Here is a 24,262-nt window from a genome sequence, read left to right on the forward strand (position 1 = left end):
TACTTATGCCCCTTATCAATATTGTTGTGTTACTTGCTTAAATAATCGTTGCCATACTTTGCCTTCAGTAATGTGCTAAGCTCGCCGGATACAGAACTCGATGATTCTTCGAGTCGTCCTGCTGAAGGGTCGGCAGATGATGATGTATCTTTATCAATGGTAAAACTCACATCCAGTTTTTTGTCTTTATTGATGATGGTATCAAAGCTAATCCCACCCATAGGATTTGATTTGATTGAAGTGTCATCAATTTCGTAAGAATTGATGACACCCTGGCCGCTCAAGGCTTGTGGATCTAACCATTTCAGTCCGGCTTCAATAATTTTCCGGCATTCCTCAGAGTGTACGATCCGCTTCATTTCCTGATAGAGCTCCAGCTCGCGCTGGGCGTGCATCTGTTCCTGATAATGTATCTCATTTTTGACCACTATGGCGCCTCCTGTTCCCACTATGAGTATTGCGACGATAAAAGCAATGGCCGCCTGCCACCACGTAATGTTTATACGGCGATGGTTTCGGGCAGCACTTTCACTTTCGGTGAGCCTTGAGGAAAGGGCAGATAGCGGAGACTGATCGGAAGTATCAGATGCTGTATCAGGGACTGCGGCTGAAGAAGTATCCCCCTCCTCAGGCAGGGATGCAATACCTGATAACGTACCGTTTCCGTCAGAATTATAAGAATTGTCTTCTGAAGAGCCTGGCATAAACTGACCTCCTAAAGTTTCTTCATCACTATAGTATCACCAGTTATTACTGGCTACCATTAACTATGCGCAGACCGGGTACAGCACCGTGGCCGTCTGCGCGCAGAAGCACAGGTTCGCGGAATAGGTCCCTCGATTGCAGACGCCTACGTAGCCTTTATAACTTCTATAACTTCGCCGGCAAAACAGCAGAAGAAAACGGCCGGGGGCGAGGTAAGCACTTACTTTTACTGCTTACCTCTCGCCGGAGCTTCCCCGAGGGTGCTTGCGGTAACAACTACCGCGTCTGTATCCTGGGCTTCTTCCGAAGGGCTTGCCGGTGCTGCTGTGGCTGTTGCAAGAGTAATAGGCCCCGTAACGCGGCCTGCTTCCGCAATATCAGTCAGTGCCTCGCGTATAAAAGCTGCCCCGGCTTCAGCAAGCTCAAGAGTAGCATCCAAAATCGGGGTCTTCATGGAGACTTTATTCTCAGATTTGATCTTGCGAAGGGCAGCGAGCGCATTCCCGCTCCATTCCAGCATTGCAGGGTCAACGCCATGTGCGGCATTGCGGAACATGCAGGCATCCGGCCATGGCGCGCGGTGTACTGAACCGCTGTCCTCATGCATCCAGCTCCATACTTCCTCGGAAGCGTAAGGCAGATAGGGGGCGAACAGGCGCGCGAACGTATCTAGCGCGATACCCAGAGTAGTGCGAGCTGACAGGATCCCGGCCTCATCGGGTATGCGGCCTGTTGCGTTAGCCGTACCGTATGCGCGGTTCTTGGCAAGTTCAATGTAGTCATCGCAGAATTGCCAGAAGAATGCCTCTACAGTTTCCAGCGCCCGCGCATGGTCATAACTGTCCAGCGCCTGCGTGGCAGTATCAATCACATCTGCCAGTGCGGCCATAACCGACCGGTCCAGCGGCACGGTAATATCAGAGAATTTCCACTCAGCCTGTGCGGAATCGGCAACATGATGGCTGTCGTCTTCGCGCCCAATGGATAACGCAAATTTTGTGGCGTTCAGCAGCTTGATCGCGAGGCGGCGGCCAATTTTCATCTGTCCGATCTCGTAAGCCGCATCGGTCCCGAGCCTTGCGCATGCCGCCCAGTAGCGGACTGCATCGGCGCCGAACTTTTCTATCGGCTCGCTGGGGACAACAACATTGCCTTTGGATTTGCTCATCTTTTTATGGTCAGGGTCAAGGATCCAGCCCGACAGTGCAGTATGTTTCCAGGGGAGGCAGCCATTTTCAAGGTGTGCGCGGTCAATAGAGCTGAAAAGCCAGGTGCGGATAATATCCTGTCCCTGCGGGCGCAGATCCATAGGGAATGTAGCATTGAACAGCGCCAGGTTCCCTTCGCCCTGCTCGCCCCAGTGTGTCACTATCTGCGGAGTCAGGGAGCTGGTTGCCCAGGTGTCCATAATATCCTTTTCAGCGGTGAAGCCGCCCGGCTGGTCGCGCTGGCTTTCGGTGTATCCGTCCGGCACATCTGATGCCGGATCTACAGGAAGCCTTGATTCATCTGGAGTCAGCGGATGGCTGTAGTCTGCAGTGCCGTCTTCCCCGACCGGGTACCATAGCGGGAAGGGGACCCCGAAGAACCTCTGGCGCGAGATCAGCCAGTCCCCATTCAGGCCATTGACCCAGTTCTCATAGCGCACACGCATAAAGTCCGGATGGAAATCAAGCTCTGTGCCGCGTCGGATAAGTTCGCTGCGGAGCACTTCGTCGGTACCGCCGTTCTTCAGGTACCACTGGCGTGATGTGACGATTTCCAGCGGCTTATCGCCTTTCTCATAGAAATTGGCCATACGCCGTGTAGGCGTCGGCTCGCCTTCCATATCTCCGGACTCCCGCAGGGCTTCGACAATTTCCTTACGCGCTGAGAATGCTGTTTTCCCCGCAAGCCGTGCAAAGGTCCCGCGCCCGGCTTTATCGGTTATCCAGTCCGGGGTATCCATAATAATACGCCCATTGCGCTGGATAATAGAGCGCAGAGGCAGTTTGAGGTCACGCCACCACTGCACATCGGTCACATCGCCGAAGGTGCAGCACATGGCTATACCCGCGCCTTTGTCCATTTCAGCAGCCGGATGGGCGACAACAGGGACTTTAACGTGGAAAAGTGGGGAATATACATGCTGTCCAAAGTATCCCTGGTAGCGCGGATCGTCTGGATGGGCAATAAGCGCTACGCACGCCGGGAGCAGTTCGGGGCGGGTGGTCTCAATATAGAGCGGTGCCCCGTCTTCAAAGCGGAAAGCTATCTTATGGTAAAAACCGTCGTATTCGCGGCTTTCCAGCTCCGCCTGGGCAACTGCAGTCTGGAATGTGACATCCCACAGACCGGGGGCCTCCTGCTGATACGCTTCCCCACGTGCCAGATTGTGCAGGAAAGCGCGCTGGGCCACGCGCCGCGGATGTTCGCCAATCGTGTGGTATGTCTGCGACCAGTCAACAGATAGGCCAAGGGTCCTCCACAGGTTCTCGAACAGCTTTTCGTCTTTTGCGGTGAGTTTCTCGCATAACTCAATAAAATTTCGGCGGGAAACAGGGACCTGGTCTTTGGCCTGGATCTTTTTGCCTTCAGTGCCTTCAAAAGGGGGCTTGAAATCGGGATCGTACTTGAGAGAAGCATCTACGCGCACACCGTAATAGTTCTGGACACGCCGTTCTGTAGGGAGGCCGTTGTCATCCCATCCCATCGGATAATATACGTCGAATCCGCGCATGCGTTTGTAACGCGCAATAATATCGGTGTGCGTATATGAGAATACATGCCCGACATGCAAGGAACCCGAAACGGTAGGCGGTGGGGTATCAATAGAGTAAACACTGCTGCGGTCGCTGGAATAGCCGAATTTATAAGTCTGGTCGGAATCCCAGCGTGAAGCCCACTTATTTTCCAGCCCCTCCACCCCTGCGCGGTCAGGAAGGGGGCTCAGCGCGGCGCTGATAACGTCCTGCCCTGCAGCCGCAGACTTCCCTGTACCGGTGTGGTCAGCGCTGCCAGCAATATCCCTGGAATCTTCAGTATTTTCAAAGTATTCACTCATGTCAGCCATAATGTGAATTTTACGGTTTTGACCTGACATGGGGACGTACGCGGGGGTGGCATAGGGAAGGACAAGGCGCGCCCTTGGAAGGGTGTAGGGGAAGGGTCTAAAATTAAATGGGTAGTGCAATGGTGAGGGAAGCGCGCGGACGGGCGCCGCGGCGGTCGGCGGATAGCTATCCTGCTTCGGGATCCCGCTTGCCCCCTTATTTTTTCTTCTGCAGCCCGGCAGATAGGGGCAGATAGGATGCGGGGGATGTCGTCTTGACCGCACTGATCGTGTTGCGCCGGATAACAGCCGCATTCTCCTGATACAGCCATGCAAGCGCAGCCTTGTCTGTGATCCGTTCGGCAGTTTTTGTAAGGTTTGCGTAGTACTGGCTCAAAGTCCGCGAGGATTGTGCCGCTGCCCAGTCTGCATCGGTCTGTGCGTCGGTAAAACCAATGAAATAGTTAGGATCGACTATCGTCCCCAGATCCTGTCCTGAGGTATACCGCACAAGGGTCATATCGAATTTCTTTTTGACTTCGACCTGGGTATGGTATTCTGCATCGTCCAGCATTTTAACAGTGATTTTCTGCCCTGCGGCAGCGAACTGTACTTTAAGCAGTTCGCCGATTTTCGGCCCCATGCTCCTGGGGTAGACGAGCGTACTTGAAGTAAAATTGAAATACCAGAGTTTCTGGCGTGCTCCGCTGATATCCTGCGGATACTTGATACTGAGGTCTTCGTATCCCGGATCAACAGTCGATATAGGGCCGGTTATCGGGGAAGCGGAGTATCCCAGGCCATTAATGAGCGTAGGTTTGCTGACGATATCCCTGTAGGCCTCGCGGGCACGCTGCTCAGAGAATTTGGAATCTGCGCTCCCGTTGAATGCCAGCGCTACCCGCGTGCTGGTATCGGAAGTATCGGCTACGAGGCTGCTGTCTTTTTGGGCCTGCGATACTGCTGACGCGGCTACGGGCTGCGGGGGGATGTACACATCAATTTTCCCGCTCCTGATATCTTTCAGCGCAGCATCAGCATCTGAATAGTAGGCGAAATTGACATCATTCGTGTTCGCTGCGCGGTACTGATGGTCTATCCGGGCTTTCAGCTGCAGTTTCCTGCCCTGCTCAAAAGATTTGACGGTGTAAGGGCCGGTTCCGACGGCACTGGAATCCTTGGCCCCTCCTTCTGCCCTGCTGTATACGGCCCCTACGCGCCCGGTAAGGAGCCATGCCAGATGCGGTTTGGGGGAGCTGAGCGTGATCTTGACGGTGTTATCCCCCGAAACAGAGATGGACTGCGCATCTTTCAGCTCATCGTATCCAGGGTACTTTTTCCGGATCCCGTTGCGGAGCGACCATACTACATCGTTCGCATCCATCTTCCTCTCGTTGGAGAAATATACATTGTCTTTAAGGGTGAAAGTATATTCGAGGCCGTTGCTGCTTATTGACCATGATTTCAGCAGGGGGGATGTCTGCGCAGGGATATTTTTAGTCTGTTCACGTTGCAGGAGAGGCTGATATACGTTCCCGAGAAGCGCCTGGCTCGTTGGATCACTGGAAGAAGCAGCAAGATTAAGATTTTTGGGTGCCACGCCAACTCCGACAGTTACTGTTGGAGTGTTGTCCTGCCAGGGGAGCAGGACTTTCCCGTAAATAATGAATCCGTAAGCAATATAGGCAATAAGGCTGAATACAACAGTGAGGGCCACGAAGATAAGCCACTGGCGGGGCGTTGTGGGAGAAAGCGCAGCAGATGCAGAGGAAGCTGCGCTGGAATTGGGGACTGCGTTTGAAGCTGTATCGGAAGCCGGACCGCCCGTAAACTGCTGGTTTTCTGCAGGCCTTGCGTGGGCTGCGCGAACGGCCCCTTTGGCCCTGCGATCGCGCCTTAGGGTTGCGGTGCCTTGGGACGGGCGCCTGTGCGAATCATCCGGATCAATAGTTCCCACAGGTTCAATGGTACTCTGGGGAGCGGGAGAAGAGGTTACTGTATCCTCAATATTTTCTGAATGTTCTAATATTGTTTTCTCGGCATCTGCCGGTTTATTAATATTCCCTGGGTTGTGAGACTTTCTTCCCATAGTAAGTCTTTCCGCGTCTTCAGCCTTTATACCGTGGCTGTGGCGCGTCGGCTCACCGAAATCAAATCTCATAATGTATAAGTTTACTGATACATGCCGAAACATATCAAACGTAACGGGATTTTACGCGGTCGGCGTGCCGGCCTGCTGCCGCGGGCTGATTCCTCGGAAAGTATAAGAATCCTGAAAATATGCGGTTTTTATGCATCAAACAGCCTGCGCTCCGGCCAAATATGATTAAATATACAATCCAAAACTCGGGCATGTCTCACGTAGGGGGCATATCAGGCACTCCGGTTTGCGTGCGTGACAGGTATCGCGTCCGAAATTGATGAGGCGATGGCTCAGGTCCTTCCACTCTTGCGGCGGGAATGCTGCTGTGACTTCCTTTTCGATCCTGACGGGATCGCTCTTTGCAGAACGCCAGTCGCTGCGCCAGTGCAGGCGTTTAGTCACGCGGATAACATGCGTATCGACCGGGAACCCGGGAAGGTTAAAAGCATTGCCGAGCACGACATTTGCGGTTTTGCGGCCTACCCCGGGCAGCGTCGTAAGCTCTTCCATGGTGTGAGGTACTTCACTGTTGAAACGCTGAACAAGCTCGTTTGCGATGATGATTGCCCGCTGCGCTTTGGTGTGGTAGAAGCCGATAGTCCGTATGATCTGTTCGACATCCTGGACAGGGGCGTCTGCAAGGCTTTCAGGTGTGGGGTAGCGGCTGAAAAGTTCCGGCGTTACTTTATTGACCTGTACGTCGGTAGTCTGTGCGCTCATCATAGTGGCGATAAGGAGCTCGAATGGGTTGCGGAAGACCAGTGCCGAGGCGGGGTTTTTATAGATTGAGCACAGGATGCTGTATTCGTCGTGCATGCGCCTGTATCGTTCCGCTTTGGATTCCCTCGACATAGTGCAATGGTATCGCAGAATTAATAGCGGCACAATGTGATATAGCCCAATACGATGAGCGGAGGGTGAACGCGAGTGAGGATAAGAAAGGGTTTTGTAATGGGGGGGGCAAACGTGAGCGAAGGCGCGACGTGAACCGAAGCTCTGGAGCCACATGCGGGATCGGGCGCATATGCGCTCGCCCAACATGCAGGTACATGGGAGATGTCCCGGCTGATCCCGTACGGTGTCTCCGCGTGGGGGCCTGCTGTCCGGCCTGTCCATGTACTCAACGTTCCCATTCGATGGGCTCACCCAACTCAAAGAAACGCAGTCCTGTATCAGTTGTCCGCATGGAACGTACGGGCCGTATCCGCATGCCGGATGAGCTTCGTAAGTTATCTGACGGCAGTACGATATGCATGTTGGGTGAGCCTGACGGGACAGATAGTATCGCTGAGTTGGGTGAGCCCGGAGAATGCACGCTTCGGCTATGCAATGCATTAAACTTACGGATAGGTACGTGAAAACTGCAAAAGCTCAGGGCATGAGCAGGGAGGCATACACTCTATGGCTGCCAATACTTCTCAGGGATCTCCGTTTGACGGGCCTTCCTCCAGCAGGCCTTCTCCCGATGGGCCCCTTTCCGGTGCTGAAACGCCTGGAGTTCCGCGGCAGAAGCCAAATGCGCGCAAAAGTATCGGGCGTACTCACAGCATAGCATCTGCGGTAATGCTGTGCATGGTTATTCTGAGGTACCTTACCCCGGGACGCGGGCCTTTCAGTATCTATACCGCTGCAGCAGCGTGCTTTATAGTTATCGTTTATGCATATTTTTATCCGTTCGGGCGCGTGTCGCCCACTGTGCTGGTCCCGAGGATAGCTGCTATATGGGAAGCCTGCGCGGGACTATGCATGGCAATCATTGCTGCAGATATTAAAACATGGCTCACTGGGATAGGCACCGCAACAGCTGTTATGGTCGTGGGTGCATTCCTCGTTGAACTTCTCCGCAGGGAACGCAGGCATCTGATTGCATCGCTGTCATCGACACTTGCAGCAGGTGCAATGGGGCTGTTTGCTGCAGGGTGGGGTGTTTTCCCCTCGCCGAGAGGCCTGGGCGGCATTTTTTCCGCACATCCCGCTTTTGCCTGGGCTGTGACAGCTGTAGTAGCGCTGTCTGTGATCATCCTTATGGGAGTCAGCGCGCTCTGGGTCAAAAATGAGATAGAGGCCGGCAGCGGGGAAAGCATCCGGGATACTGCCGGGGGCAATGCCAATGGTAATCTGCGCAATAATAATGATCTGCACGATCACGATAATGGCCCGGACAATTCAGCAGCATACTCCTATGCAGACAGATATACATGGTCGGGCATTGCCATGATCCCCGTAATGGCCGCGGGCATTTTCCCGCTGCTTATCAGTGCCGCTCAGGTGCTGTTCCTGAAGTGATAAGGCAGCTGATGATGACCGGGTATGCCCGTATGATAAAGGCAGTACTTGCAGTGCTGGTCTGGCTATGGTGCCGGTACCCGCACAATGGCAGCTGTGGAGGCGCAGCATATTGCAGCCTTCACAGCTGCAGCCGTTCAGCTGGCAATGGGCGGCAGATTAACAGTTAACAGTCCGCAAGGGGGAGCTATGGACCAGGCACATGCAACTTATCGGCATGGCGTTTCTCTTTCCGGGGATACCGCAGATAGTGGCTCCGGCAGAGTTTCGGGTGTACAGGCGCGTACCGCGGGGCAGGTTTCACAGGCTTTCGGCAAAAAGCCCGGCCGTTTTGCGGTCAGGAATGCCCGTAAAATTGATGCGCGCGGTATCCAGGAAAACTTCTGGCTTATTTCGGAGGACGGTGTTATAGCTGCTGCCGGTACGCGCAGCGGCGATTTCGAGGCTGCTCTCCGCAAGTTTTCAGCTGAAAATACAGATGGGGCCGATTCCGGTATGGCTATTATTGATGCCGCAGGAAGTACGCTTACCCCCGGATATATAGATATCCATGCGCATGGGGCGTGGGCACACGCATACGATGATGGTGCTGAAGCGATTTCGCTGGCGCGTGCAGGACATATGGTGCATGGGACTACCCGCCAGGTACTTTCGCTGATCACGAACCCTATAGATGTGATGTGCAGGAATGTGTCGGCGGTCAGGCAGGCGACGGAGGAACGCCCCGATATCTTGGGCGCGCATCTTGAGGGTCCGTTCCTCGCTCTTGCACGCAAAGGGGCCCACGACCCGCAGTGCCTTAAAGACCCTGTACCGCAGCTTGTTGACCGTCTGCTGGAAAGTGCCGGCGGCTGTATGCGCCAGATCACCATAGCTCCCGAACTCCCTCACGGCATCAGCGCTGTCAGGCAGTTTGCCGGGGCTGGTGTGATCCCGGCTGTAGGGCACTGTGATGCCGGTTATGAAACAGCTCAGCAGGCATTCGATGCCGGTGCAGGCATTATGACCCATATCTTTAATGCCATGAATGGCATCCATCACCGCGATCCCGGGCCTATCCCGGCGGCTGTTGAAGACCCGCGCATCACGATTGAGATGATCAACGACGGGTTCCATGTGCAGGATCCGGTCATTAAGCTCGCTTTTGCAATGGCTCCGCACCGCATTGCGCTCATAACTGATGCCATGGCTGCAACAGGATGCCCGGATGGGGCGTATAAGCTTGGATCGCTTGATGTCAACGTTGCTGACGGGCATGCGCGTTTAGTAAGTAACGGGGCGATAGCAGGCTCTACCCTGCTTCTGGAAACTGCGGTGCAGCGTGCCGTTATTGAGCAGGGTATCGCACCGGCTGATGCCGTGGAAGCTGCAACCCTTACCCCAGCAAAAGCTTTCGGTTTTGACCGGCCAAATGATGTTACGGGAGCTCCTCTTGGCCTGGCAGCCCCGGGGTATGCGGCAGATATACTTCTCAGCAGCCGTGATACATGGGAAGTCCAGTCTGTATGGTGCGCAGGCCGCCCGATGCCCGTTCCCGGACTTTAGTTCCGCGGCTTAAGCAGTTTCCCTGTTTTACGCGGACGGGCAGTTGAATTTCTTATGATCAGCTGCGTAGGGAAGATACTGTGCGGGTCTTCGACCGGCTGTTTCTCAATAAGCGACAGTGCTTTGTGCGCAGCGCTTGCAGCCATTTCGCGCGGAAGCTGCCTTATTGTCGTCAGGCCGATATCCCGGGCAAATATGCTGTCATCAAAACCGATAATGGAAATATCTTCGGGGACTGATATCCCTGTCTCCCTGAGCCTGAAAAAGAAGGGGACCGCTATCGAATCCTGATGGAAGCATATAGCAGTAGGAGGGGTTTTCTCCCCAAGGATCCCCGAGATAGCTGTGTCGAAGGCTGCATCTGCCGGCGATACAGGGATGAGTTTCCCTTTCATGCCTGCAATCTCTGCGCAGGCATGGGCGAAACCGGTTATGCGTTTGCCCGAGCTGAACTTCAGCCCCGGTGAAAACTCTTTGTAAACGTATGCGATATTACGATGCCCGAGAGCAGCAAGATGCCGTACCGCTAATCGGATACCGTATGCATCGTCAATGCCGACGGACGCTGATAAAACCCGGGAAGTTGCACAGTTTATCCCGATTATGGGGACATGGGCAGTACCCAGCCTTTCGGCCTCTGCCTGGCTGATGTCAAAAGATGAAACGATCACAGCATCAGCATTCCCCCGGACTGGCAAATCATCAAAGAATTCAGCCCGCGCAGCGACCCCTGCAATAGGATAGATGACCAGATCGTACCCTGCCTCCCGGAATATAGCGTTCAGCCCCTCAATGATTGACGCGGTGAACCATTCTATCCGGCTGTTCCCCACAAGCAGGGCTATCCGGTATGACTTCCCTGATTTCAGGACCCCTGCGCTGCGTGAGATGGAAAAATCAAGCTGTTCAGCGGCTTTAAGCACTTTATCCCGTGTCTTTGGCGAGACTTTTTCAGGGTGGGAAAATGCGCGGGAGACTGTTGCGGTAGATACTCCGGCTTTAGCGGCTACATCGTCAATGCTTGCTTTCATCCTTAACCTTCCGTTGCTGCCTGCTTCCCTGTGTGTAGCGCAGGGTACCGGCGCATGCCTGTATGCTATATTCAACCATAGCGGCAGTATCTTCCGGGTATCCGGAGGAAGTGCAAAGGTTTCCCTATAACGACACGCCGGTAATAAAAATATTTTTTACCCGGATATATTGAATGTAAAGGGTTTCAAATGTAAACCTTTACATTATTGATTTGGAAAATAGGACATACCCTCAGCAAAGAGGTATCATAGTAGTGCAATCTAATACTTACAAAGCAGTAAGGAGGATCTATGAAGATCAGAAAGATAGTGTCATCGGTTATTGCAACCGTTGGCATTTTTGCGTGTGTTGCAGCGTGCGGAAGCGGGAACGGGTCTTCCGGCACCACTGATACGAAAAAAGACAAAGGCCTGCCAACCATGGGGCAGGCGATCACATATAACCCGAACCATCTGGTCAACGGCGGCAAACCGATCTCCCTTGAGTACTGGAGCTGGGGTGACAACGGCACAGACCCTGTATACGACATGGTCAAGGAGTATCAGCGCATATATCCCAATGTAAAGATCAAAACTGTCAAAGTATCGTGGACTGACTACTGGACCAAGCTCCCGCTGGCGCTTAAAGGTTCCCGCGGGCCTGCGATCTTTAATATCCATAATTCGTATGATTCGCTGATCCGCCCCTATGCGGCAAACTATGATATAGACAAGTCAGCGCTGGAATCTGATTATGCGACTGCGTCAGTGCACGAAGATAAGGATGGGAAGGTCAAGTATATTGATTCCGTTATCAATACAGGCAATATCTACTACAACAAGAAGCTGTGGAAAGATGCGGGGCTTACCGACGCTGATATCCCAACGACCTGGGATGAGCTCCGTGCAGTTGCAAAAAAGCTCGCCAAATGGAACGGCAGCAAAATGACCCAGGCCGGATTCAATTTCAACGGGGATGCGTACAGCGCCATCTACCAGGGCCTGAATTATCAGAAAGGGCAGCTCCTGTTTGATTCCAGCGGGAAGAAAGCCAACTATGATAACCCTGCGACCAGGGAAAACCTGCAGTTCCTGAAAGACCTGTACGATAAAGATAAAGTCGGTTCTATCAATTTTGGCAACGATTACATCCAGAGCTTCGGCAACGGCCAGTCGGCAATGGTGTATGCCTGGGGCCACATGGAAGGGACCCTGAAAGAGAAATACCCTAAGATAGAGTATGGTATTTTCCCCACTCCGACCTTCGATAAAGGGATACCATTCGCTTACGACCGGTATAACGGGGAATCCACTCCCGGCATCAACGCCCGTCAGAACAAGGAACAGCAGGCAGTCGCCCAGGACTTCATCAAGTTCATACTTGCTAATGACGTCTATATCCGCAGCGCTGTTAAAGTCCTGAACTCATTCCCCGCCAAGAAAAGCCTGCAGAATGATGCAGAGATACTCAAACAGCCTGTGATGGCAGCCATCAAACCTCGGGTAGACCGCCTTATCTGGCCGGGGCCTGCACCTGCAACTGTTGAAACAAGCGGCAAGGAAGCTTTCCAGAATGTGTTCCAGAATGGAAGGCCGATTGGCGAGGCTGTTAAAGATGCCCAGAAGACGATGGACAAAGATATGAAGAATTCAGGTTTCATGTCGATGGAATCCAAGTACGGGTTCTACAGCGAACACAAGTAAACGGAGTATCAAATTGTAGGCAGGTAATATCAGGTAATATGAGGCCATAGGGCAGGGGTGTACAGGGCGGGGCTAACCCCCTCATCCGGCATCCCTGCAGCCTCCCGGCTCCTGTGCTCACAGGCCCTTATGCCTCTGCAATACCCCTGCAGTACTCCTGTTCTATATATGCATATTTTTCCGATTGGGAATATCCCATATACCTCCTTAAACCCGCGTAACACCCTTATATCCGCTTATACATCTGTAAAAGGAGCAGCGCAATGAAACGCAGCGATACCAGGCCTACCGGCAGTCCGGCCCGCCGGAAGCGTTCCGCAGGCCCGGTACTGTCCCGGATCATTACCTTCCGGACAATGGCCGTCACTTTCCTTATCGTATATTTTGCGATATTCCTTGTGTATCCGATCTATAAAGCATTCGCAGGGAGCCTCCATGACTGGAACCCGCTGTCGGGCACATATACATGGGCAGGTCTGGATAATTTCAGGCAGATACTGACGGACAAGCTGTTCTGGAGTGCCATGTGGAATACGGCAGTTTTCACATCAATAAGCACAGTCTGCAGGATCGTCCTCGGCCTGGGGCTTGCGCTGCTTCTGAGCTCACGGCTGGTGCGCTGCAAGGATACCCTTCGCGGGCTTTTCTATATGCCAACGATTACACCGCTGGTAGCAGTGAGCTTTGTATGGATGTGGATGTTCGACCCGCAGTTTGGGATGATAGATAAGGTCACAGGGCTCAACGTCAACTGGCTGCATGATGCTGCCTGGGCGATGCCGGCTATTATCATCATGACGGTCTGGAAAGATTTCGGGTATGCCACGGTGCTGTATCTGGCCGGGCTTATGAACCTTCCCCGTGATGTGTATGAAGCCGCGGCAATCGACGGGGCCGGTCCGGTGCAGATATTCTTCAGGATCACCCTGCCGCTGCTCAAGCCTACAACGCTGTTTATCGTCATCACTTCAATGATCAGCTATCTGCAGGCATATGTGCAGATACTGGTTATGACGGAGGGCGGCCCGGGAACATCGACCTATACCATCAGCTACCTGATATTCGACCAGGCCTTCCAGAAATACAATTTCGGCGTTGCTTCGGCTATGAGCGTTGTCCTGTTTGTTTTTACGGGGGCGCTTACCCTGCTTATGTTCAAGGCTTCAGGGGAGTCAGACCTGTCATGAAACGTCAGCATATTATTACGCAGATCATCTTAACATCCGTGCTGTTTATACTGGCACTGGTTACGGTCATCCCGTTCATCTGGATGTTTGTTTCCTCGTTCGCCCCTAACAGCGATATCGTCAGTGTGAACGGCGGCCTTTTCCCCGCACCCAGCACACTGGGCAACTATACAGGGATACAGGAGAAATTTGATTTCTTCCGCCTGTTTGCCAATTCGCTGTTCATTGCCGGCATCAAAACTGCTGTTGCCATATACACCAGTGCTGCGCTGGGGTTCGTTTTTGCAAAGATGCGCTTCAGGGGCAGGAACCTGCTGTTTGCAGTTGTTATGGGGACTATGATGATCCCATGGGCTGTTACTATTATCCCGCAGTATGACATGATGGTCCGGTTCGGCTGGCAGGATACATACCGGGCGCTCATTGTGCCCGGACTTATCAGCGCTTTCGGCATCTTCCTCTTCCGCCAGTCGATTTCGGGGATCCCCGATGAGCTTATTGAAGCGGCAAAGATCGACGGCGCATCTGATACCCGGATATTCCACAGGATCATTCTGCCGATGAGCCGCAATACCGTGGCAGCCCTGGCAATCTTTACGTTCCTGTGGAACTGGGAAGATTATCTGTGGCCGTTCCTTATGATCACTGATGAGAAAAAGCAGCTGCTTGCCGTTGGGCTTAAAGCGTTCAATGGACAGTACGGTACGGACTATGGCGGCCTTTTCGCTGCAACTTCGCTGGCTATTGTCCCAGTGATCGTTGTGTATGTGATTTTCCAGAAACAGTTTATCGCCGGTATTGCTTCAGGGAGCGGGAAGTAGCTGCTGCCGCTGCAGATTCGTACTGCATTATGCAGTTTTCCGCGGCAGTCTGCCTCATCCCGCCGCTTACCGGGATGGCACGAAACCTGAAAGCACAGTAACATATTGATAAAGGGATACTGATAAAAAGTTCCCGAACTGGGTAAAGACTAAGGAGTAATGGAGCTCATGACGCAGTCTGCGGTTTTCCTTTCTTATGCGCATCAGGAGCATCTTTCTGTGCCTCCTGAAAGGGTAGTCCAGGGTGACCGGTGGCGTATCAGTATCCTCGGCGAAGCACTGATAAGGCTTGAGTGGTCAGACGATAACATATTTGAAGATGCCGCCACTCAGATGGCAGTATGCCGTGATTTCGGTGAAGAAGTGCAGTTTGATGCGTCGGAGCAGGACGGGCGGCTGGTCATTGATACCCCGGGCCTCCATCTGGTGTATGACCGCCAGCCGTTCAGCAAGGAGGGGCTGAGCATTGTTGTTAAAGGGGTTCCGGGTTCCCAGTCCAATACATGGCATTATGGCGATGCGCAGAGCGGGAACCTTGGCGGGACTGCCCGCACGCTGGATTTTGCCGACGGTCCGGTCAGGCTGGATGCGGGGGTGGCATCGCGCGACGGCTGGGCTGTGATCGATGATTCGGCGTCGAATATTGTTGTTGATGCCGATACGGTGAATGGCATCGCGAACCCTTATAAAGCATGGGTCATGCCGCGCAGCCACAGGGAAACTGACATATATTTCTTCGGATATGGGCATCGTTATATTGAAGCTGTACAGGATTTCTGCCGGCTGGCCGGCCCGATCCCCCTGCTGCCGCGGTATGCGCTCGGCAACTGGTGGAGCCGTTTTTACAGGTATACCCAGAACAGCTATCTTGAGCTGATGGACCGTTTCGAAGAGGAAGGCGTGCCGTTTACAGCGGCAGTCATCGATATGGACTGGCATCTTGTGGATATCGATCCTGTGTACGGTTCCGGCTGGACAGGCTATACGTGGAATACCGGCCTGTTCCCTGACCATAAAGGGTTCCTGCGGGAGCTCCACCGCCGCGGCCTGGCGGCGACGCTTAATCTCCATCCCAGGGATGGGATCAGGGCTTTTGAGAAGGAATACGCGAGGGTGGCGCAGGAAGCAGGGCAGGATCCCCGGAAAGGGAAGGCTGTCGAGTTTGATCTCACAGACCCCAGATTCGTCCGTGCGTATCTGGGTATGCATCACCGTATGGAAGATGATGGCGTTGATTTCTGGTGGATAGACTGGCAGCAGGGAGGCGTTACGCGGCAGCGGGGGCTGGATCCCCTATGGATGCTGAACCATATCCATTATTATGATTCAGGGCGTGACGGGAAGCGTCCGCTGATTTTTTCACGCTATGCCGGTCCGGGTTCGCACAGGTATTCCATAGGGTTTTCAGGCGATACGATAGTTTCGTGGAAATCACTGGAATTCCAGCCATACTTCACCTCAACGGCATCAAATATCGGATACGGGTGGTGGAGCCATGATATCGGCGGGCATATGCTGGGGTCCTGCGATGACGAGCTTGAAGCCCGATGGTACCAGTTTGGGGCTTTCAGCCCTGTAAACAGGCTGCATTCAAGCAATTCGCCGTTTTCCGGCAAAGAACCGTGGAATTTCAGGACCGAGGTCCGCGAGTCAATGGACAGTTCACTGCGCCTGCGCCATGCATTGGTCCCTTATCTGTATACGATGTGCTGCCGTGCAGCTGACACTGCGCGGCCTCTGATAGAGCCGATGTACTGGCAGTCGCCTGAAAACCTTGAGGCGTATTCAGTCCCCCATGAATACCGGTTCGGCACGGAACTGATTGCTGCACCCATCGTTTCCCCAAACGATCCGCAGGTGCAGCGCGGGCATACAGATGTCTGGTTCCCCCAGGGGCAATGGTTCGATTTCTTTGACGGCAGGCGGTACAGTGCTGCTCCGGAAACCGGGCGCTGTATGGAAGTATGGAGGGGGATCGGTAGGATCCCTGTATTCGCACGGTCTGGAGGCATTATCCCTATGCAGGATATGGACGCCGGCAGCGCGCACCATGGGGCGGGAAATCCCCGCAGTATGGAAGTCCTTGTTTTCCCGGGTTCTGACGGCTCTTTCACAATGCGCGAGGATTCCGGGCAGGCCGGCAGCATGCCTGCCGATACGGTCCTGAAGCTGGTATGGCGCAGCAGCGAAGGAGGGGATGGCGGATGCAATGGCGAGGCTGCTGCATGGAACAACGGTGACTGCAGCGGCAGCTGCGGCGGTGAAAATACGGTATTTACGATAGGCCCCGTTTCCGGCAGTACACAGGGTATCCCGCAGCAGCGCGACTGGAAGGTCACTTTCAGAGGCGTGTCCGATGTGCCGGGCCGGGCTGCCGGCTGCAGCCCGGCTGACAGTGATCCTGCTGGCCGTAGGCCAGTTGACAGCGATACTGCTGCTTCGGCAATGGCTGGCGGGAGCGCAGGGGGCAGAGCTGATGCGGATATGGCCGCCGCTGATAATAAGAACGCGGGTAACGGCAGTGATATCTGCGTGTTTGCCGGCGGCAGACAGGCCAACGCAGAAATATCGTATGATAAGCAGACGCTGAGCCTGGAAATCAGGATACCGAACGTCAGCATCGCTGACCAGATCCGTGTGGCGGTCCGCGGCGGGCTGCATATTGCCGATGACCCTGTTGACATGGATGTATTTGAGCTGCTGCTCCATGCACAGATCCCCTACATTGCCAAAGATAAGGCGTTCGATGCTGTGCGTAGCCATGGGATCGGCGCTGTGGGTACTCTCAGTTCGCTCAGTTATGACCACAGCGGACGGAACGGTGTATGGCAGGACATTCCGGTGTCGGATACAGCCATGCCCGCTGCCGTTATCCAGGCGATCGAAGAAATACTGTCCCGCGGCGTGTAACGCCAGTGCTGACGTGGGCAGGGCGAGTCCTATGTTGTCAGATATCTGTTATGTTATATATAATATAGTGTGTACAGCCAATGAGGATACAGGCAGAAGTGTGCTCCCCAGTCTGCACTGACCCATCAGGCTGCCTGATCGGTACGTGTACGGGGGAGTGCTTCGGGGACATCCCCGCAGAAGCACAATCGTCGAAGATGACGAAAGGAGTTATGATGTCTGGAATGCCATTCGTAGTTGGCGCTTATGCGTCTATGCCGCCGGACGCTCAGGAACAGGAAGAATATTACAGGATTTTAGGGGAGCAGGATTGGATATCCGGGGCAGAACTGCCGTTCCCGGGCGACCTCGCCGATCTGGCGATGCTGAAAAAGCTGTCGTATATGCTTCCGGACCATTGGACGCATAATACGGTCACAGCGATACCGGGTACTATGAAACGGGTGTGGGCAGACCCGGCTGTGGGACTCGCCAGCCGCGACGCCGGCGGACGTGCTGCTGCACTGGAATTTATCCGAAGCATACGTGACGCTGTTGACCGGCTTTCGCAGCTCAAAGGGAAAAATACAGTTTCGTATATTGAGCTCCATTCCGCCCCTACAGCAGGTGCCTGTGCTGATTCAATGAGGGCATCGCTGGAAGAGGTCCTCCGGTGGCAGTGGAACGGATCGCGGCTGGCCATAGAACACTGCGACCGCTATATTGAGGGGCAGAAGCCGGAAAAAGGTTTCCTGCCCGTAGAAGATGAAATAGCGGCTGCAAAAGAACTTGGCATCGGCATTATTATTAACTGGGGCCGCAGTGCTGTTGAAGGCCGCGACGCCGTTGCCCCGTACAGCCATATAGCGCAGGCCGGAGATTCCGGCGTGCTTGCAGGAGTTATGTTTTCCGGCGCCTGCCCGGCCGAAACGCAATATGGGTACAGCTGGATTGACGGGCATCTGCCCATGGCCCCTGATGAACCTGCATCGCTGATGGATGCTGAACGGATACGCCGGTGCGCTGACCGTGCACGTAAAGCGGGCACGGTGAAGTATCTCGGGGCGAAAGTGTGCGTCCCTTCCGGCAGCAGCCTGCCTGAGCGCCTTTCGTTCCTCAGGCATATTTATGAAGCCGCGTGCGGAGCCGACACCGGCGGTGAGGGCAGCGATGAGGCCGGCGCCGGCGGTTATGCTGGAACCGGCAGCAACACCGGAGCCGGGCTCGGGGCAACCGGTGCTTCATTCGCAGCCCCTGCAATTGCGGCTATAGTACTGGCGGCTGCAGCATGCGCGGCTTCCCTCGTCTGTTCAGTATGGCGCAGGAGGGGTGCGGCCGGATCATAAATACTGCACACTAAGGCGTACACAGACACTAGATATTAAAGTATTGTGCAGCGCCGGGTTGGCAGGCCGAAGGCCCGGGTTCCTCCAGTGTTTGCAACGGGTGTTTTATAAGTAAGCACAAGTGTGGGGCAGGCGTTTCGGCAGCAGTGGCGGGCATCTGTCAGACAGGCGGGTGCCCGCCTGTTAACTTATGGGTTTATAAAGCCCGCGGGTTTATAAGATGGGCCGGAAACTCATCCCAGCCATCCCAGCCACCCTAATTATCCTGGCCGCCTCAACTTACCCCAGGTAGGAATTCAGTATCCCTTCAATAGGCTTGTAGTGTTCCACGACAGCATCTCTGTAGGCATCAACATCCCCGGCGATTGCTGCCTGAAGCATGTTGTTATGGGAAGCGGCAGCAGTCCCAAGATTTTCACTGACAGTCAGGCCAAGCTGGGGAAGGACCGCCATGTGCACCAGCCACAGGCTGTGGGCCAGCTGCTTAAGGACTTCGTTATGGGTCTCATCAAACAGTCGGGAGTGGAATTCAATATCCTGTTCAAGGAAAGTTGTATGCTTTTTCGCCTGTTTTTCCATATGTCTGACAAGCTTCTCCAGGTCAGGCCGGGGAGTGCCTTCCATGGCGTCAACGACCTGTTGTGCTACCCCCAGGTCGAGGATCCGGCGGACTTGGATCACGTCGCGCAGCTTGGTCAGATTGGCGTCCTGGTTAACTATGGTCCGGAAGCTGAGTGTTTCAACGAGGGGTTCCAGAGAAAGGTCCCCAACGAATATCCCTTTGCCGTGTATAACTTTGACTATATGGAGGGCCTCAAGTTTGCGGACAGCCTCGCGTACTGATGACCGCGAGACGCTCAGCTCTTCACATAAGGTTGCCTCGTTGGGCAGCGGATCCCCCGGTGAGAGTTTTTTCTGAATAATATATGATTTTATGGCATCAATCGCGATATCGTACCGGTTCCGCAATGATGCCGGGGCAGTTTCAGCAGTATCCAGGGGAAGCACGGCCAGTGAAGATAATTGTGATTGTATGCGCTGTCCTGCTGATTCAGTTTCATTTGCCATATTTTGTATCCATTTCCCCCAGAAGCAGTTTATGTAAATCGTACTTCGCCGTATGAATATATATATGATATCAGATGACAGAGGGCAAAACGCAAGCGCGGTATGAAAACCGATAATTGTAATAACTGAGCGGGATACCGGGGCAGCAGTACAGTGCGCTACAGTGCCGCAGGGATGATAGTAAAAATACCCGTTATCGCCGGCCTGGTATCCTCGGCCCGTTTTTATTGCGCCTGGCAGCCTTTCTTGGGCGGCTTCCCCTCTCAGACAGTACCCTCTCTTCTTCCCCTTTTCCTTACTTATTACTTGCTTCCGGTGCTTTTAGTCCGCAAATGTAACGGGGGGGGGGTATCATGGAAACACAGTTTTCTAGGGATTAGTGTGAGGAAGGAGTTATTGAAGAAAGGAAGTACGATCAAATGGGTGGTCATACTTATTTAGATACCAGGCGTAAGCCTGCCGTAACGAGGTGGGGTGCTGCTGTGGCACTCATCGTTGCAGCGCTTGTAAGTATTGCGGTGCTTGCATCCCCGCAGGTACGTCTGTCTCAGGCATCAGCCGCAGAGCTAACTGAGAATATCATTACCAGTGCAGAAGTGACTAAAAAAGAGCTGACGCCCCGGAGCTACACGACTCAGCTGAAGATGGGCTTTAAGCTGCCCAGCGGCATACATGCCGGTGACACATCGACTATCAAGCTCGCTAATACTGATTTCAAATATTATCTTAAACTTGATTTCAATGTTATGAGTTCAAACGGCAGCGTTGTTGCCAAAGCGCATGTCGACCCTGACACCGGTACGCTGACGCTCACCTATACAGACTATGTTGAGAAGCATTCCGATATAACCGGCAAGATTGATGTCTCCGTCAAAATTGATACTGACAAGGTAAAAGATTACGGCAAGAAGTCTGTAGATCTTGATGTTAACGGGCACAGGGTCCCGGCAGGTGAGATCAATTACGGCCCGTGGAAGGGTGACAACCCGGATGAAGTTCTTGCGAAGTGGTCAAGCGGCAATTATGCGCATAATTATATTACGTACACTCTTCGCGTCAACGCCAAGGGCGAGGACATGAAGGACGTTACGGTCTCTGATGTCCTCCGTACATATGGACTGACATATGATAAGTCAAGTTTCGAGGTCCTGAAAGGGAGCTGGACAGTCAATCCGGCAAGCAAAGCTTTCGAATTCCACCAGCAGGCTGATGTCTCCTCTTCAACGACAGTGAACTTTACTAATGAAGGTAAAGGCGGGTTTAATATCAAACTCGGCAATATTGGTACAGATGGCTACCTGATCAGGTACAAGGTCAATATCAACCATACCCCGCTGAACAGGGAGGCTTTCAAGAACTCTGCGAAAGTCGATTACAACGGCAACACCAAAGAGGTCAACTGGACCGCTGTATGGGAAACCGGAGGAGGCGAGGCTAATGGTTACAACTATTCTATTAAGATCAGGAAGACTGATGAGAATGGCGTTCCTCTGAAGGGTGCTGTTTTTGAAGTCAAGCGTGATTCCAGCGGCGAGGTTGTAGGGACTGTGACGACTGACAGCAACGGTGCGGTTACGCTCGGCGGCCTGCTTGCTGACAGCTATACCCTTACCGAGATCACAGCCCCTGAAGGGTATGAGAAGGCTGCCCCAGTAAAGATCACGGCAGGCAACCTTGAAAACGGTGCAAAAACAGCAGAAGTAAAGATTGTTGACAAGAAAATCCCTCCTGTTGTACCGCCTACGCCGCCAAATCCTCCCGCGCCGCCAGTGGTCCCTCCAACTGTCCCGCCGGCAACGCCTCCGGCCGTCCCGCCGACTCCCAAGCCGCACAAGCAGCTGGCGAGGACTGGGGTAGGCCTGTGGTCTGTAGCGGCTGCCGGAAGTGCGTTATTCCTTGCTGGGGCAGTACTTATGTTCCGCCGCCGGGCATTAAGGAAGGAATAGCAAAATACTGGAATTGCAGGCAGGACGCTCTGTGAGCTTTCCTTTCAGAAGCTTTGTCTGTGTGCCATATAAGGGCTGCCTTTGAGGCAGCCCTTTTTCCGTTGTGCCCCTTTATCTGCTGTCTGCTGTTACAGCGGCGATGCCGAGACTGCCGGTACGTAGACGCAAAATAGTACATTTACTTTCTGCTATTCCGGCAGCGTTACCGCAGCAAAGCTATGAATTTGCGGTATTTCGGCTCAGCATGTGGGGAGAGCGGCTCTTATTTTCCTCATTCCACTCTGAAACCTTTTCTCAAAAAACAAATTCCCTTTATTTCAGGCAGTTCAGGTATTTAGGCCGCAGTTGTCCGGGGGGGGGGGATCTTAATTGCATACATTCTGGATATAGAAGGAATAGAAGGGTCTTTGAGGAAAGGATTGTGTTTTATGAGGAATCATGCGGACACTTCTCTGGCGCGGAAGCCGGAATGGCTTAAATGGATGGGTGCCTGCCTTGCTGCGCTCGCCATCCTTCTTGGGAGCTTGGGTTTTAACACACTCCGTCTTTCTCAGGCGTCAGCGGCTGAGCTTACGGAGAATATTATTACTGATGCGAGTGTGACAAAAAAAGAGTTGAATCCCCAAGACTATACGACGCAGCTGGATATGGGTTTCAAGCTGCCGAATGGTATCCATAGTGGCGATACCTCAACTATTACGCTCCCCGACGACTTCACATTCAATGCGAACCTTGATTTTGACGTTAAGAGCAGCGACGGGCATACAGTAGCGAAGGCTCATCTTGATGCTGCGACAGGCAAGATGACCCTGACTTATACAGATTATGTAGAATCCCATTCTGATATTACCGGTAAGATTTCTGCAGCTATCAGGATAAAAACTGATAAAGTAAAGACATATGGTAAAAAGGCTATCAATCTGGATGTCAATGGGAAGTTCGTCCCTGCTGGTGAGATCAATTACGGACCATGGAATGGGGACAACCCTAATGAAACTATAGCTAAATGGTCAAACACGGATTATAATACTGGAACGATTAAGTATTTTATCCGTGTGAGTGCCCGGGGCGAAGATATGAAGAAAGTCACAGTTTCTGACACCCTCCGTTCTGCCGGTATGTCTTACGACAAGTCCAGCTTTAAGATCACCCGGGGTAAGTGGGTCATGGATCTGGGTATTAAAAGTTTTGTACTTCAAAACGGTACTGATGTTACCGCTTCAACAGCAATAAATTATACAAATGAAGGTTATGGCGGTTTCAGTATTAATCTTGGAGATCTTGGTACTGATGGGTATATGATTGAGTATAAAGTGAAACTTAACCATGCTCCGCTTAATGGTGAACAGTTCAAGAACCGTGTTCTTCTTAATTATAATGACAAAACAGAGGAATTCAACAGCACTGTTACATGGCAGTCTGCATCCGGCGAAGCTAATGGATATAACTATTCGATCAAGCTCAGGAAAACAGACGTAAACGGCAGGACACTCAAAGGCGCCATATTCAGTGTTGTCCGTGACAGTTCCGGTGAAACGGTAGGGACGATAACAACAGGTGAGGATGGTACAGGTTCGCTTGGCGGCCTGCTCCGTGACAACTATACTATCACGGAAACTACGGCTCCTGACGGGTATGAGAAGGCCGATCCTGTAAAAATTACTGCTGAACAGCTTAAGAATGATGCTAAGACGGCAGAAATAACGGTCGTCGATAAACTGGAGGAAAAAACTTCAGTGAAAGTGACGAAAGCCTGGGATGATTCGGATAACACTGACGGTGTGCGCCCGGACTCCGTCCAGGTGCAGCTCCGCGCTGACGGCAAGAAAAGCGGAGACCTGGTGACTCTCAATGAGGCAAACCACTGGACTTATACGTGGACAGGCCTTAAGGCTAAGAATAATGGGCAGGATATCAAATACACCGTATCTGAAGTACTCCCTGCTAACGGCAAGTATACATTCAAAGTCACCGGTGATGCTGTTTCTGGGTTTATTATTACGAATTCTCATAGGGTGGAGAGGACTTCTGTTTCTGTTTCCAAGGTGTGGGATGACCGGAATGACCAGGATGGTGTGCGTCCGTCTTCTGTGTCTGTGCAGCTGTATGCGGATGGGAAGGCTTCCGGTGATCCGGTCACGTTGGATGCGGCTAACAGCTGGAAGCATACCTGGGGTGGTTTGGATAAGAATGCTTCAGGCAAAGCCATTACTTATACGGTGAAGGAAACCAGCGTTCCGCACGGGTATACGTCGACGATCTCCGGTGATATGGCTTCCGGGTTTACGGTAACGAATTCGCATACCCCGGTGGTGCCTCCAACGCCTCCGGTTACTCCTCCAACAGTGCCTCCGGCTCCGAAGAAACCACAGCTGGCCAGGACAGGCACAGGCCTATGGGCCATAACAATCGCAGGGACAGCCCTTCTCCTTTCAGGTGCGGCATTTATCCTGCGCCGGAAGGATAGGGGACAGCGTAATACTGCGGCGAACAGGTAAAAATAAATAAAAGACGTGTGTGGAGCGCCCCATTCAAGCACTCCACACATGAGGGCAATTTCTTACTTTGTTGTCCTTCTCCC

Annotated in this window: 14 protein-coding genes and 1 pseudogene; 9 read left to right on the forward strand and 6 right to left on the reverse strand. The window is 53.1% G+C overall.

Annotated features, from left to right (window positions below):
- Window positions 1-29: 29 nt before the first annotated feature.
- From HMPREF9156_RS0106205 to nth, 4 genes are all read right to left on the reverse strand, one after another.
- On the reverse strand, window positions 30-704 hold the full coding sequence (locus HMPREF9156_RS0106205) for a DUF1310 family protein (protein ID WP_007147917.1): 675 nt from the start codon (window positions 702-704) through the stop codon (window positions 30-32).
- 227 nt (window positions 705-931) lie between these two features.
- The gene (valS, locus tag HMPREF9156_RS0106210) at window positions 932-3,757 is read right to left on the reverse strand and encodes a valine--tRNA ligase (protein ID WP_007147918.1); all 2,826 of its coding nucleotides are present in this window, start codon (window positions 3,755-3,757) and stop codon (window positions 932-934) included.
- A gap of 196 nt (window positions 3,758-3,953) precedes the next feature.
- Entirely contained in the window at window positions 3,954-5,897 is a 1,944-nt protein-coding gene (locus tag HMPREF9156_RS0106215; protein ID WP_007147919.1) for an ABC transporter substrate-binding protein, read from the reverse strand.
- Window positions 5,898-6,062: 165 nt separating this feature from the next.
- Window positions 6,063-6,731 carry an endonuclease III gene (gene nth / locus HMPREF9156_RS0106225; protein WP_231198082.1) on the reverse strand — a complete coding sequence of 223 codons (669 nt, stop codon included), beginning with the start codon at window positions 6,729-6,731 and terminating at the stop codon, window positions 6,063-6,065.
- A 549-nt stretch (window positions 6,732-7,280) separates the two neighbouring features.
- Here nth and HMPREF9156_RS0106230 point away from each other — a divergent pair.
- Both HMPREF9156_RS0106230 and nagA read left to right on the forward strand, forming a co-directional pair.
- Entirely contained in the window at window positions 7,281-8,165 is an 885-nt protein-coding gene (locus tag HMPREF9156_RS0106230; protein ID WP_007147921.1) for a hypothetical protein, read from the forward strand.
- A gap of 189 nt (window positions 8,166-8,354) precedes the next feature.
- Window positions 8,355-9,710 carry an N-acetylglucosamine-6-phosphate deacetylase gene (gene nagA, locus HMPREF9156_RS0106235; RefSeq protein ID WP_007147922.1) on the forward strand — a complete coding sequence of 452 codons (1,356 nt, stop codon included), beginning with the start codon at window positions 8,355-8,357 and terminating at the stop codon, window positions 9,708-9,710.
- Here nagA and HMPREF9156_RS0106240 read toward each other — a convergent pair.
- Complete coding sequence (locus tag HMPREF9156_RS0106240) at window positions 9,707-10,741, reverse strand: LacI family DNA-binding transcriptional regulator (protein WP_007147923.1); 1,035 nt, start codon at window positions 10,739-10,741, stop codon at window positions 9,707-9,709. The genes nagA and HMPREF9156_RS0106240 overlap by 4 nt on opposite strands.
- Before the next feature lie 291 nt (window positions 10,742-11,032).
- Here HMPREF9156_RS0106240 and HMPREF9156_RS0106245 point away from each other — a divergent pair, with 291 nt between their 5' ends.
- From HMPREF9156_RS0106245 to HMPREF9156_RS0106265, 5 genes and pseudogenes are all read left to right on the forward strand, one after another.
- Window positions 11,033-12,424, forward strand: coding sequence for an extracellular solute-binding protein (locus tag HMPREF9156_RS0106245; protein WP_007147924.1), 1,392 nt, complete (start codon window positions 11,033-11,035; stop codon window positions 12,422-12,424).
- 356 nt (window positions 12,425-12,780) lie between these two features.
- The gene (locus HMPREF9156_RS0106250; RefSeq protein ID WP_231198100.1) at window positions 12,781-13,611 is read left to right on the forward strand and encodes a carbohydrate ABC transporter permease; all 831 of its coding nucleotides are present in this window, start codon (window positions 12,781-12,783) and stop codon (window positions 13,609-13,611) included.
- Window positions 13,608-14,432 (forward strand): carbohydrate ABC transporter permease, encoded by an 825-nt coding sequence (locus HMPREF9156_RS0106255; protein WP_007147926.1) that lies wholly within the window; start codon window positions 13,608-13,610, stop codon window positions 14,430-14,432. The genes HMPREF9156_RS0106250 and HMPREF9156_RS0106255 overlap by 4 nt, the downstream gene beginning before the upstream one ends.
- Before the next feature lie 168 nt (window positions 14,433-14,600).
- Window positions 14,601-17,342, forward strand: a complete 2,742-nt coding sequence (locus HMPREF9156_RS0106260) for a glycoside hydrolase family 31 protein (protein WP_007147927.1) — start codon at window positions 14,601-14,603, stop codon at window positions 17,340-17,342.
- A gap of 215 nt (window positions 17,343-17,557) precedes the next feature.
- Window positions 17,558-18,466 (forward strand): annotated as a pseudogene (locus HMPREF9156_RS0106265) (DUF4862 family protein); the annotation flags it as partial.
- 480 nt (window positions 18,467-18,946) lie between these two features.
- Here the strand turns inward: HMPREF9156_RS0106265 and HMPREF9156_RS0106270 are convergent.
- On the reverse strand, window positions 18,947-19,735 hold the full coding sequence (locus HMPREF9156_RS0106270; RefSeq protein ID WP_007147929.1) for a FadR/GntR family transcriptional regulator: 789 nt from the start codon (window positions 19,733-19,735) through the stop codon (window positions 18,947-18,949).
- Between the two features lie 419 nt (window positions 19,736-20,154).
- On the opposite strand from HMPREF9156_RS0106270, the gene HMPREF9156_RS0106275 reads away from it, so the two are divergent.
- Window positions 20,155-21,681 carry an Ig-like domain-containing protein gene (locus HMPREF9156_RS0106275; protein WP_007147930.1) on the forward strand — a complete coding sequence of 509 codons (1,527 nt, stop codon included), beginning with the start codon at window positions 20,155-20,157 and terminating at the stop codon, window positions 21,679-21,681.
- 428 nt (window positions 21,682-22,109) lie between these two features.
- Complete coding sequence (locus HMPREF9156_RS06950; RefSeq protein WP_050958434.1) at window positions 22,110-24,179, forward strand: Cna B-type domain-containing protein; 2,070 nt, start codon at window positions 22,110-22,112, stop codon at window positions 24,177-24,179.
- Window positions 24,180-24,262: the final 83 nt, after the last annotated feature.

This window comes from Scardovia wiggsiae F0424, from assembly GCF_000269605.1.
Lineage (GTDB): Bacteria > Actinomycetota > Actinomycetes > Actinomycetales > Bifidobacteriaceae > Scardovia > Scardovia wiggsiae.